The organism is Neisseria canis, from assembly GCF_900636765.1.
Taxonomy (GTDB): domain Bacteria; phylum Pseudomonadota; class Gammaproteobacteria; order Burkholderiales; family Neisseriaceae; genus Neisseria; species Neisseria canis.
Genome location: NZ_LR134313.1, coordinates 313,169 through 331,862, shown reverse-complemented (window position 1 = coordinate 331,862; position 18,694 = coordinate 313,169). Strand labels below are relative to the sequence as shown.

Below are 18,694 nucleotides of genomic sequence, written 5' to 3'. Positions count from 1 at the left end.
GATATGGCTAAATTATTGTTTAAAAAACATATTATTTCCTATCGGTCGCTGCGCACGCGTAGAAATGTGGCGAAGCGGGGCAGGCCTTTTTGTGTGTAACCCCGGTGTTTGTAGGTAACCAGCGTGCCGATGGGCGGCGGGTTGCTGCGTTCACTCTCTTTAAAGCCGCTGCCGATTCTGAATTCGCCCGATTCGTTGCGGCAGCTGATGGCGCCGAGCTTGCCTGCGTATTTGCCTTTGCCTTCATGATGTGCGGTTACGGTGCATTCGGCGTCTTGTTCGGGTTTGAGCTTTAAAAAACCGTTGCTTCGCCCGCCGGTGTAAGGCAGAGCGGGATCGCGAACAATCGCGCCTTCGCCGCCTGCCGCGATGATTTGGTTCATAAAATCAAGCGCATGCTGATTATCGCGAACCGGAATCTGTGTGATCACTTCGATATTGGCCGGATAAACTTTCAGCCGCTCTTCCATCACATGCAGACGCCGGTACAAATTTCCCTCGGCGCGCGGCACGTCGAACACATGGAATTTAATGCTTTGCCAGTTGCCCGACCGTGCGCGCACGGCAGCGGAAATCTGCTCGAACCGGCCGCGTGCGCTGAATAATTCGCCGTCAAGCGGGTAGGGCGGGAAATTGTGCGTAAAGTTCGGGGGCGGCGTGAATGCGTAGCCCTGGCGGCTGATAAGCTGTTTGCCGTTCCAATAAGCGCGAACGCCGTCGAGCTTTTCGCTCATGGCCCAACCGCTGAGATTTTGTCCTTCGAAGGTTTTGGCCAACAATAAATCTTGCGCACCCGCGTTTGCCGCGGTGCCTAAGAGCAGCGCGTAAAGTATGGTTTTCATGATTTTCCCCGTGTTTTGGTTGTGGTTTGATTATGGCATAATCGCTGCTTCAATTAAACACACTATGCCTGTCTGAAAGAAGTTATGACTTTAAAATGCCAAATTATGCCTGTTACGCCTTTCCGCCAAAACTGCACGCTTTTGTGGGATGAGGAAACCCGCGATGCGGTGTTTACTGATGTGGGCGGCGATGCGCTGTTTTTGCTGGAGGAGGCCGAAAAGCTGGGGCTGAATGTGCAGGCCGTGTGGCTGACGCACGGCCATCTCGACCATGTGGGCGGTGTGGTGGATATGCTGGAGCGCAAGTCTTTGCCGGTTATCGGGCCGCATGAGGATGATTTGTTTTTGTTGGAAAGTCTGCCTGAAGTGACTGCGAATTACGGCTTCCCTGTGTCGCCTTCGTTTACGCCTGATCGTTGGCTCAAGGAAAACGACAGCTTAACGGTGGGCAAACACCGTTTTGAGGTGCTGCATATTCCGGGGCATACGCCCGGCCATGTGGTGTTTCATGCGCCTGACGACAAGCTTTTGATTGCGGGCGATGTGTTGTTTTACGAAAGCATAGGCCGAACGGATTTCCCGCGCGGCAACCATGAGGATTTGCTGCACAATATCCGAACCAAGCTGTTTACGCTGCCGGGCGATACTCTGGTGGTGCCGGGGCACGGCCGCACGACGACTATCGGGCATGAAAAAACGCACAATCCGTTTTTGAGATAAGCCGAAACAAGCCGGAATAGACAATGCCTGTCTGAAATCTTTTTCAGACAGGCATTGTGTTTACCCTTGGACTTATAAAAACCAAATTAATCGCCGGGGCATTCTTTGCATTCGCTGTGCTGCTCGCTGGTTCTCAGTTTGGACATCACGTCGCGCAGCGCCGTGCGCAGGCCTTCCTCGATAACGGGATGGTAGAAAGGCATATCCAACATTTGCGGAACGGTCATTTTCGCTTGGTGCGCCCAAGCCAAAAGGTGCGCCAAATGTTCTGCCGACGGGCCGAAGATTTCAGCGCCGATAAAGCGGCCGGAACCTTGTTCGGCATAAACGCGCATATGGCCTTTGTTAACCAGCATCACGCGGCTGCGGCCCTGGTTGCGGAACGATACTTCCCCGATGGCCACGCATTCCATATTTTTATAGCGCTCCTGCACTTGGGCAAATCTTAAGCCTACACTTGCGATTTGCGGGCTGGTAAAGACCACGCCGATCATGCTGCGGCGTAAGCCGTTTTCAATATTGGGATAGCGGCCTGCGTTGTCGCCGGCGATTTTGCCCTGGTCGCTCGCCTCGTGCAGCAGAGGCAGTTGGTTGGACGCATCGCCTGCGATAAAGATGTGCGGGATGCTGGTTTGCATGGTGAGCGGGTGGGCTTTGGGCACGCCGCGATCGTCAAGCACGATATCGAGGTTTTCCAAACCGATATTGTCTACGTTCGGGCTGCGGCCGGCGGCGGCCAGCAGGTATTGTGCGGTAAAAGTGCCGCTCTTATCGCCTTCGCGCCATTTTACTTCCACATTGCCTTCTTTATTGAGACTGACTTCGGTTTGGGCTGTCAGCGACATGGTTAACTCCTCGCCGAACACCTCTATGGCTTCTTTCAAAACCACAGGGTCGGAAATGCCGCCCAAAGAGCCGTTGGGGCCGAAGATATGGACTTTCACGCCTAAGCGGTGCAGAGCCTGCCCGAGTTCCAAACCGATTACGCCGGGGCCGAATACGGCTACGCTTTCAGGCAAGGTATCCCAAGAAAATACGTCGTCATTCACAATCAGGCGGTCGCCCAATGTTTGCCATGCGGGAAGCAGCCAAGGACGCGAGCCGGTGGCAATCACGATGCGGTCGGCTTTGATTTGGGTGTGTTGGTCAACTTGAACGGTGTGTTCGTCAATAAATTTGGCATGTCCCATGATGCGTTTGTCGGCAGGCCATGCTTCAACATCTTCAACAACGAAGCCGACAAAGCGGTCGCGCTCGGATTTCACGCGGTGCATAACCTCTTCGCCATCAACGGTAACGCTGTTTTTATCCAAATGGATGCCGAAAGGATCGGTATGCAGGGCATGGTGACGCGCTTCGGCAGCGGCAATCAGCAGTTTGGATGGCATGCAGCCCACGCGGGCGCAGGTTGTGCCGAAGGTATGGCCTTCGATCAGGTAAACATTGTCGGTATGCAAACGGGCATTGCGGAATGCGCCCATACCGGCAGTACCGCCGCCGATTACCACAACATCGGCTTGAATCTGTTTCATGGTTTTCCTTTCAGGAGGGCTTTCAGACAAGCATGGTGATGGTTGTTGTGAAAAATGCCTGTCTGAAAACCGGCTTGTTAAATGATAAAAAACAATGTGTGTATATTTGGGTGGATTGGGTTCAGGTAGTGTTTATCGCCGATCAACTCAGCTTTTGCTGCTTGAATAAACATTACCTCAGCCAAATCAGCATAGCTTAGGAAGGATTCTAAATTAAGGGCTGCATGAGCAGCCCTTGTTTTACTTCGATTTCGGTTGGCAAACCGGATTATTTAGCCAGGTAAGCTTCCAAATCTTCGCTGCCGCCGATGTATTTGCCGCCGATGAATACTTGCGGTGCAGTGGCTTTGCCGGTAATGGCGCGTACGGAAACGATGCTGGCATCTTTGCCCAAAACGATTTCTTCGTAAGCCAAGCCTTTGTCTTCCAGAACTTTTTTGGCGTTGGCGCAGAATTGGCAGCCGGGTTTGGTAATAATGGCGATGGATTCTTGGGCTTTCCAATCGGGTGCAATATATTTCAGCATGGTATCGGCATCTGAAACTTCGAAGGGGTCGCCTTCTTTTTCAGGCTCGATAAACATTTTTTCGATTTTGCCGTCGTTTACCAGCATTGAATAGCGCCAAGAGCGTTTGCCGAAGCCTAAGTTGTCTTTGTCAACCAGCATGCCCATGCCTTCGGTGAACTCGCCGTTGCCATCGGGAACCATGATGATGTTGTCGGATTCTTCGTCGGCAGCCCATGCGTTCATAACGAAAGTGTCGTTTACGGATACGCACAAGATGCTGTCAACGCCGTTTTCTTTGAACGCTTTGGCCAGCTCGTTGTAGCGCGGCAGGTGGGTGGAAGAACAAGTGGGGGTAAATGCGCCGGGTAGGGAGAATACAACGACTTTTTTGCCTTTGAACAAGTCATCGGTAGAAACATCTTTCCAAGAATCGCCTACGCGGGTGTGGAAAACAACGTTCGGTACTTGTTGGCCGGTACGGTCTTGCAATGCCATTATGATACTCCTTTAGATATAGATATATTGATATGGGATTAGAAAAATATTGTGTAGCTTTAAGCTGTGGGCACTATTATAAGCGGCCGGCAAGCGGCGGCTGATTTATAGTCCAAATAGTCTTTATTATAAAAAACTATATCCGGTTGGGATAAACCGAATCATTAAAATATATTAGGCTGTCGGGCTGCGGTTCAATGTGGTTTACGGAACTTTACTGAGCGCAGCGATTTCCGGCGGCGGTCCGGGAGAGTCTTCATAAACTTTCTCGCGGATGAGTGTTTCAGCCATGTCTTTCAGGGCGAAGCGGTCTTTTTCGGGATGCTCGGATGGCATGATGGGCGGTGCGAAATCCATCGTTACCGTCATTTCGTCCATAGACAGGATGCGCCATACGGATTGAATCAGGTTGACGTTGGCGAAAGAGGGCACGGTTGTGCGGCTGCCTGTGTTGTCGTAATAGCGCAGGGCAATCGGCTGGATGGCGGCATCGGCCTGAATGGCGGATTCAAACAGCGCGGCTTTAAACGGCAGCAGGCCGATGCCGGATGAGGTGGCGGATTCGGGGAAGAAGCAGACGTTGTGCCCTTCGGCCAAGGCGGTGCTGATGGCATGGTTGATGGGGCTGATGTCTTTGCGGTTTTTGCGGTCGATAAACACGGTGCCCGCGTTGGCGGCGATTTTGCCCAAAATCGGCCAAGACTGCATTTCTTTCATGGCGATAAAGCCGCTGGGGCACAGGGCACTGATGGCAAAAATATCCAGCCATGAAACGTGGTTGGCAACCACCAGCATGCTGTGGCCGGTTGGCGGTTTCGGCGTGCGCACTTCCAGCTTCACGTTCAGGATGTGGAGGATTTCGCTGCTGATGTTGCTGATGATGCGGTTGCGGGTGTCGGCAACGGCGGATTCGGGTCGGGTAAGCCGGCGGCTTTGGGTGATGATGAGTTTGCTCAGGCGCCAGAGGCGGCCGAACCGTTTTAGAAAAGGTGTTTTTTTGTAAGACATTTTTGGTGTGGTGTGTTCGTAATAATCAAGGGTGGATTATAGGAAGCTCGGGGCGTTTTGTAGAGCGGGTTTGCTTAATTTTAAACGTTTGGCAGATGATGCGACGCGTTCATTTTAAATCAATAAGTTGTTTTCAGACAGGCATCTGCTGAAAATTTATCGGATGCCTGTCTGAAATTATTTTTGGCAGCCAGGGCAATAAAACGTGCCGCGCTGGCCTACGGTTTCTTTACGGATGGGTTGGCCGCAGCGCGGGCAGGCTTGGTTGTGGCGGCCGTAAACGGCGTATTCTTGTTGGAAATAGCCGCTGTTGCCTTCGCTGTCGACAAAATCGCGCAAGGTGCTGCCGCCGGTGTCTATGGCGCGCTGCAAGACGCTTTTGATGTGGCCGCAGAGTGCGGCCGCTTCTTTTTTACTGACTGTGCAGGCCTGCCGTTTGGGGGAAACGGCGGCGCGGAACAGGCTTTCGTTGGCGTAAATATTGCCCACGCCCACCACCAATGCGTTATCCATGATGGCAAGTTTTACGGCGCATTTGCGTTTTTTCAAACTTTGATAAAGATATTCGGGATTAAATGCTTCGCTAAGCGGTTCGGGGCCGCATTTTGACAGCAGCGGGTGGTGTTCGGCAATGCCGGCAAACCAGAGGATGGCGCCGAAGCGGCGCGGATCGTGGTAGCGCAGGATGGTGCCGTCGGCAAAAGCGATGTCGGCATGGTCGTGTTTGCCGGGCGGCGGGGCGGCGTTGGGTGTGAAAATGCGCAGGCTGCCCGACATGCCTAAGTGGATGATCAGAATGCCTGTCTGAAAATGGACGAGCAGGTATTTGGCGCGGCGTGTGCAATGGGTAACGGGCTGGCCGTGAAGGGTGTCGGCCAGATGTTCGGGCACCGGCCAGCGCAGTTTGGGCTGGCGGATGTCGACGGAGGCAACGGTTTTGCCGGTAATGTGCGGTGATACGCCGCGTAGGGTGGTTTCGACTTCCGGTAGCTCGGGCATGATATGGGTGTGCGGTGAACGGTAATGCGTGGATTATGTGTGCGGGTGCTTGATAATTCAAGCCGGCCGTGAATGGGTTAAGCTATTGTCCGGAACATGGCTGTTATATCCGGTTTGGGTTCGGGTGGGGCGGCAGTTGAGCATATGGCCCATAAATTTTTTGATCTTGATTTTTTCAGTCTGTTTTTTATGGACGCAGTGCCGCGGCGGCTTCGGCCAAGCGGGTTATGGCAGCCCAGTCTTTTGCGGCGACGGCTTTTGTGGGGGTAAGCCACGAGCCGCCCACGCACAATACATTGGGCAGTTTCAGATATTCGGGCGCGGTTTCGGGGGTGATGCCGCCGGTGGGGCAGAATTTAGCTTGCGGAAACGGGCCGTGCAAGGCTTTGAGCATGGCGCGCCCGCCCACAACTTCGGCGGGGAAAAGTTTTAAAGTGTCGATGCCGTGTTCCAAGGCCAGCATCAGTTCGCCCGGCGTGGCGACGCCCGGAATCACGGCGATGCCGCTGCGCTCGGCGGCTTTGGCAAAGCTGGTGTTGAAGCCGGGGCTGATGGCGAATTCGGCACCCGCGTTTTCTACGGCTTTAAGCTGCTCTCCGTTGATTACCGTGCCGGCGCCCACGATGGCGTCGGGCACTTCTTTTTTGATCAGCTCGATGGCTTTGATGCCGTGTTCGGTGCGCAGGGTGATTTCAAGCGTGGGGATGCCGCCTTCGACCAAAGCGTGCGCTAAATCGACGGCGGCGGATAAGTCTTCAATGGCCATCACCGGCACGACTGCGCCGGCGCTGAGGATTTCGCGTGCGTTTTTCATAATGGTTTTTCTCCGAAACGGGTTTCAGACAGGCATTGTTCGGGTGAAGATGCCTGTCTGAAAAAAACAGTCAGGCAAATTCTCCGCCGAAGCTCATGGCGCCTTTTTCCGCGCTGCCGGCAATGCTGCGGAAGCCGGCAAATAATTCGCGGCCTATGCCGCGGGCGTTGCGGCTCAAATCCGGCTCGGGCGTTTCGCGGGCGTTCCATTCGGCTTCGTCAACCAGCGCGGAAAGCTCGCCTGTGATTGAGTTGAAACGGATAAGGTCGCCGGTGCGGATTTTGCCGATGCCGCCTCCGAGCAGAGCCTCGGGCGACATGTGGATGGCGGCGGGTACTTTACCCGATGCGCCGGACATACGGCCGTCGGTAACGAGCGCCACTTTAAAGCCGCGGTCTTGCAGAATGCCTAAGGGCGGCGTGAGTTTGTGCAGCTCGGGCATACCGTTGGCGCGTGGGCCTTGAAAGCGCACCACACACACAAAATCGCGCTCCAGTTCGCCGCGCTCGAAGGCGGCCAATACTTCGCGTTGGTCGTCGAACACGATGGCGGGCGCTTCGATGATGCGGCAATGTTCCCTTACTGCAGAAACTTTGATGACGCCGCGGCCGATGTTGCCTTTCATCAAGCGCAGGCCGCCGTCGGGGGAGAACGGGCGGGCACATGGGCGCAGAATTTCTTCGTCGCGGCTTTCGGCAACGGCGCTGCGCCATTCGAGCCGGCCGTCGATTAGGAAAGGCTCTTTGGTGTAGGCTTCCATGCCGCGGCCCATTACCGTGTCGACATCATCATGCAGCAGGCCGGCATCGCGCAGTTCGCGAATCACAAAGGGCAGGCCGCCGGCGGCAGCGAAATGGTTGATGTCGGCTTGGCCGTTGGGGTAAACGCGGATGAGCAGCGGGATAATGGAAGAGATTTCGTCGAAATCGTCCCAGTTCAAAATAATGCCGGCCGCACGCGCCATGGCAACCAAATGCATGGTGTGGTTGGTCGAGCCGCCGGTTGCCATCAGGCCGATCAAAGCGTTTACAAACGATTTTTCAGACAGCATTTCACCAAGCGGCTTGATGGTTTGGTTTTTAATGCTTTGAGCCATATGCGCCGCCGCATAGCGTGTTAAGGCTTCGCGCATGGGGGTGTAGGGGTTGAAAAAGGCAGCGGCAGGCAGGTGCACGCCCATCATTTCCATCATCATTTGGTTTGAATTGGCGGTGCCGTAAAATGTGCAGGTGCCGGGGCTGTGGTAAGAGCCCATTTCGCTCGCCAACAAAGCGTCCCGTCCGACTTTGCCCTCGGCAAACTGCTGGCGGGTGCGGGCTTTTTCTTTATTGGCTATGCCGCTGGTCATCGGCCCGGCAGGCACGAAAATGCCGGGCAGGTGGCCGCAGCTCAGTGCGCCTATCATCAAGCCGGGCACGATTTTGTCGCACACGCCGAAGTAAAGCGCGCCGTCAAACATTTGGTGCGACAGGCCTATAGCTGTGCTCATGGCAATCACGTCGCGGGAAAATAAAGAAAGCTCCATGCCTTCGTAACCCTGCGTGATGCCGTCGCACATGGCGGGGGTGCCGCCGGCCACTTGGGCGGTGGCGCCGTGTTTGAAGGCTTCGTCTTTCACCCAAGCCGGAAACTCTGCGAAAGGCTGATGCGCCGATACCATATCGTTATAGGCGGTAATCATGCCCAAATTGGGCACGTTGGGGCGCAACATTTCGATTTTGATGGTTTTGGGCATCGCAGCGTAGCCGTGCGCCAGATTGGAGCAGCCCAGTTGGTCGCGCTCGACGCGGCCTTGCTGTTTGAGGGCGCGGATGCGTTTCAGATAGGCTTCCCGGCTAGGACGGCTGCGCTCGATAATGCGCTCGGTAATCGCTTTTAAGGCAGGGTTTACAGTGTTCATATGGCACCTTGCGGGTGTGTGGTATTTGAGATGGCGGGCGGGTTATGTTTGCTGTGTTGTTTGGCTATGATATTGAAATATATGGGTTGTAGCCGAGTTACAGAATCAAAGTGTTTCGAGCTCAGTGTTTTATTGTAATTTTCCAACATGATAGCATTTTAGGTTGAGAAAGTATTTACTTAGGTCAAATTTTTACATGCAGGAAACGATAGACAAAAAATGTAACCGCGTGTAGTATTGCTACGCAGTATGAGATGGTATTTTAAAAATATCACTCAGTAAATTATTCTTATAAATCAAAGGTGAGTAATTTCCGGGAGAGATGTTTTGAAACGGCTTTTCGATACAAAATAGCATCGAAAAGAATACGGCAGGTTTGATCAGCCGTATTCTCGTGATGTTGTAAGGAACAAAATTGTAATGAATAAACAAACAAATTTTGATTTGGTGCTGTTTGGTGCAACCGGCGATTTGGCGATGCGCAAACTTTTACCCAATCTGTATCAGGCACATGCGGCGGGTTTACTGCATCCTGAAGGGCGTATTCTGGGTGTGAGCAGAAGCAAATTGGATACGGCCGGGTTTTTACAGCAAGTGGAGCATGATGCCAAAATCCATATCAAAAGCAATTTCTCCCAAGAAATGTGGGATTCGTTTCTCAAGCGTATTCAATATCTTGCAGTAGATGTAACGCATCCGGAAGATTTCAACAAGCTGGCCGAACTGGTGCAGGCACGCAAAAACACCGAAAACGTGATTGTTTATCTTTCCACCGCGCCGACCTTTTTCGCACAAACCTGTGCAAATCTTGCCGCAGTAGGCTTGAATGGCAAGAATGTACGCATCGTTTTGGAAAAACCGTTGGGCACGGATTTGGCGTCGTCGCAGAAAATCAATGCCGATGTTGCCGAGCATTTCGAAGAATCCCAGATTTACCGTATCGACCATTATTTGGGCAAGGAAAGCCTGCAAAATCTGATTCCGCTGCGTTTTGCCAATGTGTTTTTCGAGCCGGTTTGGAATAAAGACTTTATTAAAAGCGTGCAGATTACCATTGCCGAGCAGCTGGGCGTGGAAGAGCGTGCCGAGTTTTACGATGCAACCGGCGCGTTGCGCGATATGGTGCAAAACCATATGCTGCAAATGCTTTGCTTTGTGGCGATGGAGCGGCCCAAGTCTTTGGCCGGCGATGATATGCGCGATGCGAAGATGAAAGTATTAAAAGCGCTCAAACCTTTATCCCCTGAGGATATGGATACCCATGTGATACGGGCGCAATACACGACAGCCGAAGGACATGCCGGCTATCTTGAAGAGCATAACGTACCGGCCGGCAGCCACACGGAAACTTATGTGGCCATCAAAGCCGAAATTGACAACGAACGCTGGCACGGCGTGCCGTTTTATCTGCGCACGGGCAAACGCCTGGCAGCCAAAACGGCAGAAATCGTGTTGAATTTCCGCGAAGATCTGGATGATTTGTTCCCCAATACCCCCAACCGTTTGATTGTGAACATGCAGCCGCGTGAAACGGTGAGCACTTGTGTGTTTATCAAAGAGCCGGGCAGCAGCATGAACGCCATGCCGGTGGAAATGGTGATTGATTTGGCGCATGCGGTCGAAGGCCGCCGGGCGGAAGCGTATGAGCTGCTGCTGCGTGAAGTGATTGACGGCCGTTTGAGCCGCTTTAACCGCCGTGACGAGCTGGAAGCCGCATGGGAATGGGTTATGCCGATTATGGAACATTGGGCGCAAAGCAAGGTGCCGCCTCACCAATATCCCGCAGGCAGCTGGGGGCCGCAGGCGGCGCGTGATTTATTGGCAAAAGACAATAACGCTTGGTTGGAAGACCAATAATATTCAGCTTTTAAAGCAACACTATTTTTCAGACAGGCATTTCCATCTTGGGGCAATGCCTGTCTGAAAACACAAAATACCTCGTAAAGAGGAAAGCAATGAAAACGAGAGAATACAAAAATGACTTATCAACTCTATAAGCACACCGATGCTGCCGAAGCTGCACGGGCTTTGGCAGAGGCGGTGGCCGCTGCATTAAAGGATGTGGTTTCGCAGAAAGGCAGGGCTGTTTTGGCCGTGTCGGGCGGCAAATCGCCGATCGCTTTTTTCGAAGCTTTGTCGCAGATTAATTTGGATTGGGATAAGGTCGGCATTACCTTGGTGGACGAGCGCATCGTGCCCACCGACCATGCTGACAGCAACACAGGCTTGGTGCGCCGATATCTGCTGCGAAACCAAGCCGAACAAGCTGCCTGGATTCCGGTGATTGAGGATGGTGCCGATGAGGCTGCTTTGGCCGACAGTGAAAAAGCGGTCGCATTTGCTTTGCGGCACTTTGAGCAGCCGGACGTGCTGGTGCTGGGCATGGGCGGCGACGGGCATACCGCATCGCTGTTTCCGCAAGCGCCGCAACTGGATAAAGGGCTGGATGCAGCCAACAGCGTTCCGCTGCTGCACACCACGCCGGTAACGGCGCCGCATGAGCGCATTTCCATGACTTTGCCTGCGATTGAAAACGCAGCGGCCGTGTTTCTGGCGATAGCCGGCGCGGAAAAGAAAGCTGTGTTTGATGAAGCTGTAAAAGCCGCCGATAAAGCATTGCCGGTAAGTTTTGTCCTCAATTCAGAAAAGGTTGTCTGCCATGTCCACTACACACACTAAAGCCCAAACGCCCCCGCAAACCGAAACCGTTTTATGGCCGCGTTTAGTGGCCGATATCGGCGGCACCAACGCCCGCTTCGCACTTGAAACCGCGCCGCAGAAAATCGAAAAAGTGGAAGTGTTACCGTGCAACGATTACGACACGGTTGTGGATGCGATTAAAGAATATCTGAGCCGCGTCGATAATCCGACCGTCAAACATGCCGCCATAGCCATAGCCAATCCTATCGTCGGCGACTGGGTGCAGATGACCAACCACCATTGGGCGTTTTCCATTGAAACCACGCGTCAAGCCCTGCACTTGGAAACCTTATTGTTTTTGAATGATTTTACCGCACAGGCTTTGGCGATTACCAAAATGGATTCTGAAAAACTGGTGCAGATAGGCGGTTCCTCCCCGATTCCAAACGCCCCGAAAGCCGTGCTCGGCCCGGGCACGGGTTTGGGCGTGAGCGGTTTGATTCCCAACGGCAATAATACTTACACCGCGTTGGCAGGCGAAGGGGGGCATGTGAGCTTTGCTCCTTTTGACGACGCGGAAATGCTGATTTGGCAGTATGCAAAGAAAAAATTCGGCCACGTTTCTGCAGAGCGTTTTTTGAGCGGCGCAGGACTGATGCTGATTTATGAATCGTTATCGGCGCGCGAAGGGCTGAAGCCGCAAAAGCTGACACCTTCAGGAATCAGCGAACGGGCTTTGAGCGGCACTTCCCCCTTATGCCGCTTAACATTGGATATTTTCTGCGCCATGCTGGGTACCGTTTCGTCGAATCTCGCGCTCACTTTGGGCGCGCGCGGCGGTGTTTATTTGTGCGGCGGCATCATTCCGCGCTTTATCGACTACTTTAAAAACTCGCCGTTCCGCAACCGCTTTGAGAGCAAAGGCCGCTTCGACGCTTACTTGGCGGCTATTCCGGTGTATATCGTGCTGGCCGATTATCCGGGCATTTCCGGCGCAGCAGTGGCTTTGGAAAATGAATTGTCAGCCAAAGGCATCTGTTGAACGTATGCGGTTTCTGCAAACAGGATTTGCGGAAAGCTGAACAAGATCACGCCAACTAACACGGCATGCGGCATTTTTTCAGACAGGCATCACGGTCTGGGCCGACAGCCGGAGCATAATATTAACCATGCCTGTCTGAAACAGAGTTTACGCGCTTCCTGAATCAAGAAAAAATCCACATAAGGAACGATAAAATGTTGAGTAAAATCAGTGAATTCTTAAGCGAATTATCTGGTGCCGAGCGGAAAGTGGCCGAGTGTGCGCTGGCGGAACCGAAATGGTTTGTCCATGCGGCGGTGGCGGAAATCGCCGAACGCGCATCCGTGAGCCAGCCTACGGTTATCCGTTTCTGCCGCAGCCTCGGCTATAAAGGCCTGCCTGAATTCAAGCTGGCTTTGTCGGCCAGCATCGGCCATGAAGGCATGCCTTATGTACACGCCGAGCTCAACAGCGACGACGATATGGGCGATGTAACGGAAAAAGTGCTCGGCAATACCGCCGCTTCCATTCTCGGCGCGCGCCGCTACTTAAGCGAAACCGAGTTGGAAAATGCCATTGCCATGCTTACCCATGCACGCCGCATCGAATTTTACGGTGTCGGGAATTCGGGCATCGTCGCCCAGGATGCGCAGCATAAGTTTTTCCGTTTCGGCATGTCGACCGTGGCTTATTCCGACCCGCATATCCAATTGATGGCCGCGTCGGTGTTGAGCGATCAAGATGTGTTGGTGGTCATTTCCAATTCGGGCTCGTCGATTGAAGTGTTGGATGCCGTGAGTATCGCCAAAGAAAACGGCGCCGCCGTAATTGCCATTACTCGGGCGGATTCTGCTTTGGCACATTTGGCCGATTGCGTGTTGAACGTGGCTTCTTCGGAAAACAGCGAGCAATACACACCTATGGTGTCCCGCCTGCTGCAACTTGTGGTGGTGGATATTTTGGCAATCGGTTTGGCATTGCGCTTGGGTGAAACCGCCAGCCTGCAGCTGCAAAAAGGCAAACGCAGTATTTACGGCAAGCGCGTGGAATATGGGCCGCAAGACAATAAAAAATAACGGGTTAACGCATTTTACCCAAGTGTAAACAGATTACTCAACACTTCGGAAATTACTTCGGGCCGGCTTCAGCGGCTCCGGTAATTTCCGTTTTTTATTGGGCAGTCGGACCCCGTTTTATGTTGTTGGCCATAGTCAATCAGCTTAACTTTTACTACGGCGTTGCTGCGCCTTGCCGTACTACCCGTACTGTCTGCGGCGTGTTGCTTTTCTATGCAGATTAATTTGTTTGACCGAATTTTGAAACCTTATGCTAATATCCGCCCACTAATAAATTTGATAAAAAAGTTAATTTGATAAAACAACAAGGAGATGATTGTGAGTCACTCGCCAGAAAAGCCTTATGCGGAGCTGCATAAGCCGAGTTCGGACTTTCCAACCCGAAACGAATATTTGGAACACGAGCTGCAAATCATGCAACCCAAGCGTTGGCGTGCCAACCTGCCGTTTCGTGATTACCGTTTTGAATTTGAAGACATGATTCCCGCCATGGCCGGCACCATCGGTAAAGTGGTGATGGTGGGGGCGGTGGCGGCGGCTTTTGCCGGGCCGTTGGGCTTGCCGGAAGGTTTCGTGTTGGAAAATGTGCGTTATGAGCTGCTCATCGCATCTGTTTTTATCCTTTTATTGTCGGGTTTCTTCCTGCCGTCGGCCAACCTGCCGGGAACCCACGGCCCGTTGATTCCGCTGATTCCTTTGGTGGTGGCAGCCGGCGGCCATCCTTTGGCATTCGGTTTACTGATCGGCCTGTTCGGGTTTTTGCTCGGCATATCCAAAGGCGGCAGCCTGATGGCGAAGCTGACCAGTAACGGTGTGTGCGGAGGGCTGCTGCTCTATCTCGGCTTTATCGGCACCACGGGGCAGGTGAAAAAACTGTTTACTTGGGCGGAAGGTTTCAATATGCCGCATATCGCATTTATTGTGATATTGGGTACGATATTGTTATACGCCTTGCTTGAGCACTGGCAGAAACGCTGGCTGGCCGTGCCTTTAGGCTGTTTGCTGGCGGGTGTTACCGCTTATGTGTTGGGGGCGCCGTTTGAGTTTAAAACCGCCCCCGGCCTGCCGCCGATGAGTCCTGCTTACTGGTGGGACGAAAACAGCGGCTGGATGCTCGGTTTGCCGACTATGGAAAGCTTCTTGGTGGTGTTCCCTTTTGCCGTGTTGGCGGTGGCGATGTGGTCGCCCGACTTTCTCGGTCATCAAGTTTTCCAAAAAATCAGTTATCCCGAGCGCACGGAAAAAGTGCATATGAACATCGACGACACCATGATCAGCTGTTCTGCCAGACAAACCGTCGGCTCTATCTTGGGCGGCGCGAACTTTTCTTCTTCGTGGGGCACTTATATCGTACCGGCGTCGATCGCCAAACGCCCGATTCCCGCAGGTGCCGTGCTGACTGCTTTGTTTTGTATCGTTGCCGGCATTTGGGGCTATCCGATGGACTTGGCGATTTGGCAGCCTGTGTTAAGCGTGGCTTTGGTGGTGGGCGTGTATGTGCCGCTCTTGGAAGCGGGCATGGAAATGACCCGCAAAGGGAAAACCACGCAATCTGCTGCGGTTGTGGTGTTTGCTTCTGCTTTGGTTAACCCTGTGTTCGGTTGGTCTTTGACGATGCTGCTGGATAATTTGGGCTTGATCGGCTGTAAAGAGCGCAGCACTGAACTGGGCTTTTCCGGCAGGGTGGTGGTGCCGCTGGCCGGTTTTGTGATTTTGTGTGTGGCTATGGGTGCTGTGGGGATGTTCCCCGGTATTCCGGCTTTCTTGGAAGACTTCCGCTCCAAATAGCATCAAGTCAACTGCAAAAGTTGATTTGCGGTATGTTTAATGCGCCGGAATGTGATTTCGGGTGCATTGGTTTTATGGTTCGGCTGTGAAAAGAATGCCTGTCTGAACACTTTTTCAGACAGGCATTGGGTTTAAGAGGCGCTTATTTCATCATATTTTTGATCACGCCCATGATGCTGCGGGAAATGGCGCGGGTTACTTGTTTGTTGAGCTGGTCGCCCACCGAATCGGCCAAATCGTAAGCCATGCCTTGATTGGCTTTTTTGCGGCTGCCGAAGAGGCCGCCGAGGAAGCCGCCGACTACGCCGTCTTTTTCCGCCGGTTGGTTTTTGGCAGCAGCTTCCTGTTCTTTGGCGGTTGCCTGAGCCTGCGCTTCAGCTGCTTTTTGCGTGTTCAGTTCCTGCAATGCTTCATAGGCGGAATAATTGTCGATGGCATCTTTATAGGCCGGATAAAGCGTATCGGTTTGATACATTCTGTTGCGTTCGTCTGCGCTGATCGGGTTGAGCTGGGATTGCGGCGGCATCACATTGGCACGTTCCACAATGCTCGGCATGCCTTTCTCATCTAAAAAAGACACCAATGCTTCGCCCACGCCCAATTCGGTTATTACTTCGGCCACTTTTAAATTCGGGTTGCTGCGGAATGTGTCGGCAGCGGCGCGCACGGCTTTTTGGTCGCGCGGGGTAAAGGCGCGCAAAGCATGCTGCACGCGGTTGCCGAGCTGGCCGAGAATGCTGTCGGGCAGGTCGAGCGGGTTTTGGGTAACGAAATACACGCCCACGCCTTTGGAGCGGATCAGGCGCACCACTTGCTCGACTTGCTCCACCAAAGCAGGCGCGGCATTGTCAAACATCAGATGCGCTTCGTCGAAAAACATTACAAATTTGGGTTTGTCCAAATCGCCCACTTCGGGCAACGTTTGGAACAATTCTGCCAGAAACCACAGTAAAAACGCGCTATACATGCGCGGGCTGCGCATCAGTTTTTCCGAATTGAGAATATTGATAACGCCTTTGCCGCCCTCGGTCTGTATCCAGTCTTGCAGGTTCAGCTCCGGCTCGCCGAAAAAATGTTCGGCGCCTTCGTTTTCAAGCACCAGCAGTTGGCGTTGGATGGCGCCTACGCTGGCGGCCGACACATTGCCGTATTGCGTGCGGTATTCTTTGGCGTTGTCTGAAACGTGTTGCAGAATGCCGCGTAAGTCTTTTAAGTCGATTAAATGCCAGCCGTTGTCGTCGGCGACTTTAAACACGAGATTGAGCAGGCCTTCTTGTGTGTCGTTCAGGTTCATCAGACGGGCGAGCAGCATGGGGCCCATTTGGGAGATGGTTACGCGGACGGGAATGCCGCTTTCGCCGTATACGTCCCAAAAACGTACGGGAAACGCGCTTAAATAAGATGAATCCAAACCGTATTCGGCCATGCGCTCGCCCACTTTGCCGCTGCCGTCGCCAGCGCGGCACAAGCCCGACAAATCGCCTTTCACGTCTGCCAAAAATACCGGCACGCCTTGATTGCTGAAGGTTTCCGCCATTTTGCGCAAGGTAACGGTTTTGCCCGTGCCGGTTGCGCCGGCAATCAAGCCGTGGCGGTTGGACATTTTGCCGATGATGTCGAGAGGGTGCTGGCCGGTTACGGAAAAGGCAATGGTCAGGGGAGTGGTCATTTTTGCAATATCCTTGAAAACAAAAGATTAAGTAGGCTTATTTTAGCTTAATGTCAAATGCCTGTCTGAAAAGTTTTCCAAGCAACTTTTCAGACAGGCATTTCAAACTGCGGGTCAAACAGGCTGCCGCTTTATAGTCAATCTACTTACATACATCATAACAGCACCGTCATACTTAGGCTTACTGAAACACAAGATACTTGGGTCAGGCCCGAGTATGACGTGTGTACTTATTGCTTAAATTGATTGGCTATATTTGCCGTAGCGGTTCAAACCCAAATCATCGGTGCGGATTTCAGGTTTTACGCCGCTTGCGATATCCGCCGCAACTTTGCCGGAACCGAGCGACATCGTCCAGCCCAATGTGCCGTGTCCGGTGTTTAAGGTGAGATTGTCGAAGCCGCTGCGGCCGATAATCGGCGTGCTGTCCGGCGTCATCGGGCGCAGGCCGCTCCAAAACCTGCCGCGCGTTATGTCGCCGCCTTGGGGGAACAGGTCGTTAACCACAGTTTCCAAAGTTTTGCGCCGCGCCTCGCTAAGCCGTATCTGATAGCCCGACAATTCGGCCATGCCGCCGATGCGGATGCGCTCGTCAAAGCGGGTAATGGCCACTTTATACGTTTCATCCAACACGGTCGAAACCGGTGCTTCTTGCGGGTTGATAACCGGCAGGGTGAGCGAATAACCTTTTACCGGATAAACAGGCAAGTCCAAGCCCAGCTGAAGCAGGGCAGGGCGGCTGAAGCTGCCGAGTGCGCACACAAAATGATCGGCCCCGAAGCGCTCGCCGGCGGCATAAACCGCCCGGATCTGCTTGCCGCTGTAATCAAAACGCTCAATCGTGCGGTTGAAACGGAATGTTACGCCGTTTTCGCGGCACAATTCGGCCAGGCGCGTGGTAAACAAATGGCAATCGCCGGTGCTGTCGTTGGGCAGATGCAGCGCCCCTGCCAGCCTGCCCACCGCTCCGGCCAATGCAGGCTCGTATTCCAAACATTCGAGTGCGCTCAATTGCTTATAAGGCACGCCGTATTCAGCCAACACCACCATGTCTTTTTCGGCGGCTTTCACTTCTTTATCTTGGCGGAATATCTGAAGCGTGCCCTTGTTTCTGCCTTCAAAAGCCAAACCGGTTTCCGCAATCACGCGGGCAAACATTTCTCGGCTGTATTCCGACACGCGGACCATACGTTCTTTATTCAACTTATAATGCCCGGAGTCGCAGTTTTCCAGCATCTGTTTCAACCACTTAAGCTGAAACATGCTGCCGTCGGGGCGGAAAATCAGAGGGGAATGGGGTTTCATCAGCCACTTGGCTGCTTTTTGGGGAATGCCGGGTGCGGCCCAGGGCGTGGTGTAGCCGTAGGAAAGCTGGCCGGCATTGGCAAAACTGGTTTCCATCGCCGCCGCTTCCGCACGGTCGATAACCGTAACTTCGTGCCCCGCCTTACACAAAAACCAAGCCGTACTCACGCCGGCCACGCCTGCGCCCAACACGATAACTTTCATTCCTGCTCCTCGTTTGACAATAGTGGAACCCTTAAGCGACCGGTACAAAACAAGTTGATGCGGAACTGTTTATTATTGTTGTGAGGCCTGTGGTTGCGCATTGTTTTGCGGTAGATTGTTCGGTTAGTTAAAGGATGCCACCGGTATGTGTTTATTTAGTGAAAGATTGTAGT

16 protein-coding genes are annotated in these 18,694 nt (G+C 53.2%); 7 read left to right on the top strand and 9 right to left on the bottom strand.

What is annotated here, in order from left to right; all coding sequences use genetic code 11:
- Positions 1–38 precede the first annotated feature (38 nt).
- Entirely contained in the window at positions 39–842 is an 804-nt protein-coding gene (locus tag EL143_RS01580) for a DNA ligase (protein ID WP_085415395.1), read from the bottom strand.
- A gap of 84 nt (positions 843–926) precedes the next feature.
- On the opposite strand from EL143_RS01580, the gene EL143_RS01575 reads away from it, so the two are divergent.
- Positions 927–1,562 (top strand): MBL fold metallo-hydrolase, encoded by a 636-nt coding sequence (locus EL143_RS01575; RefSeq protein WP_085415394.1) that lies wholly within the window; start codon positions 927–929, stop codon positions 1,560–1,562.
- An 86-nt stretch (positions 1,563–1,648) separates the two neighbouring features.
- Here the strand turns inward: EL143_RS01575 and EL143_RS01570 are convergent, their stop codons facing one another.
- The gene (locus tag EL143_RS01570; protein ID WP_085415393.1) at positions 1,649–3,094 is read right to left on the bottom strand and encodes a dihydrolipoyl dehydrogenase; all 1,446 of its coding nucleotides are present in this window, start codon (positions 3,092–3,094) and stop codon (positions 1,649–1,651) included.
- A 38-nt stretch (positions 3,095–3,132) separates the two neighbouring features.
- On the opposite strand from EL143_RS01570, the gene EL143_RS12195 reads away from it, so the two are divergent.
- A complete protein-coding gene (locus EL143_RS12195) occupies positions 3,133–3,294 on the top strand; it encodes a hypothetical protein (protein WP_158087805.1) in 162 nt (53 codons plus the stop codon).
- A 68-nt stretch (positions 3,295–3,362) separates the two neighbouring features.
- Here EL143_RS12195 and EL143_RS01565 read toward each other — a convergent pair whose 3' ends face one another.
- The 5 genes from EL143_RS01565 to edd all read right to left on the bottom strand — a co-directional run bounded on the left by EL143_RS01565 (position 3,363) and on the right by edd (position 8,818).
- On the bottom strand, positions 3,363–4,097 hold the full coding sequence (locus EL143_RS01565; RefSeq protein ID WP_085415392.1) for a glutathione peroxidase: 735 nt from the start codon (positions 4,095–4,097) through the stop codon (positions 3,363–3,365).
- A gap of 204 nt (positions 4,098–4,301) precedes the next feature.
- Entirely contained in the window at positions 4,302–5,105 is an 804-nt protein-coding gene (locus EL143_RS01560) for a lysophospholipid acyltransferase family protein (RefSeq protein ID WP_085415391.1), read from the bottom strand.
- Positions 5,106–5,282: 177 nt separating this feature from the next.
- Positions 5,283–6,104: a bifunctional DNA-formamidopyrimidine glycosylase/DNA-(apurinic or apyrimidinic site) lyase gene (mutM, locus tag EL143_RS01555; RefSeq protein ID WP_085415390.1), complete on the bottom strand. Its 822-nt coding sequence runs from the start codon at positions 6,102–6,104 to the stop codon at positions 5,283–5,285.
- A 187-nt stretch (positions 6,105–6,291) separates the two neighbouring features.
- Positions 6,292–6,918, bottom strand: coding sequence for a bifunctional 4-hydroxy-2-oxoglutarate aldolase/2-dehydro-3-deoxy-phosphogluconate aldolase (locus EL143_RS01550; protein ID WP_085415389.1), 627 nt, complete (start codon positions 6,916–6,918; stop codon positions 6,292–6,294).
- 70 nt (positions 6,919–6,988) lie between these two features.
- On the bottom strand, positions 6,989–8,818 hold the full coding sequence (gene edd, locus EL143_RS01545; RefSeq protein ID WP_085415388.1) for a phosphogluconate dehydratase: 1,830 nt from the start codon (positions 8,816–8,818) through the stop codon (positions 6,989–6,991).
- Positions 8,819–9,238: 420 nt separating this feature from the next.
- On the opposite strand from edd, the gene zwf reads away from it, so the two are divergent.
- The 5 genes from zwf to EL143_RS01520 all read left to right on the top strand — a co-directional run bounded on the left by zwf (position 9,239) and on the right by EL143_RS01520 (position 15,343).
- Positions 9,239–10,675: a glucose-6-phosphate dehydrogenase gene (gene zwf / locus EL143_RS01540; RefSeq protein ID WP_085415387.1), complete on the top strand. Its 1,437-nt coding sequence runs from the start codon at positions 9,239–9,241 to the stop codon at positions 10,673–10,675.
- Between the two features lie 120 nt (positions 10,676–10,795).
- Positions 10,796–11,497, top strand: a complete 702-nt coding sequence (gene pgl, locus EL143_RS01535) for a 6-phosphogluconolactonase (protein ID WP_085415386.1) — start codon at positions 10,796–10,798, stop codon at positions 11,495–11,497.
- Complete coding sequence (locus EL143_RS01530) at positions 11,478–12,500, top strand: glucokinase (protein WP_085415385.1); 1,023 nt, start codon at positions 11,478–11,480, stop codon at positions 12,498–12,500. Before pgl ends, EL143_RS01530 begins: the two co-directional genes overlap by 20 nt.
- Before the next feature lie 194 nt (positions 12,501–12,694).
- The gene (locus tag EL143_RS01525) at positions 12,695–13,555 is read left to right on the top strand and encodes an SIS domain-containing protein (protein WP_085415384.1); all 861 of its coding nucleotides are present in this window, start codon (positions 12,695–12,697) and stop codon (positions 13,553–13,555) included.
- 312 nt (positions 13,556–13,867) lie between these two features.
- Entirely contained in the window at positions 13,868–15,343 is a 1,476-nt protein-coding gene (locus tag EL143_RS01520) for a DUF3360 family protein (RefSeq protein ID WP_085415383.1), read from the top strand.
- Positions 15,344–15,485: 142 nt separating this feature from the next.
- Here the strand turns inward: EL143_RS01520 and EL143_RS01515 are convergent, their stop codons facing one another.
- A complete protein-coding gene (locus EL143_RS01515) occupies positions 15,486–17,012 on the bottom strand; it encodes a helicase HerA-like domain-containing protein (protein ID WP_085415382.1) in 1,527 nt (508 codons plus the stop codon).
- A 237-nt stretch (positions 17,013–17,249) separates the two neighbouring features.
- Complete coding sequence (locus EL143_RS01510) at positions 17,250–18,521, bottom strand: D-amino acid dehydrogenase (RefSeq protein ID WP_085415381.1); 1,272 nt, start codon at positions 18,519–18,521, stop codon at positions 17,250–17,252.
- Positions 18,522–18,694 lie beyond the last annotated feature (173 nt).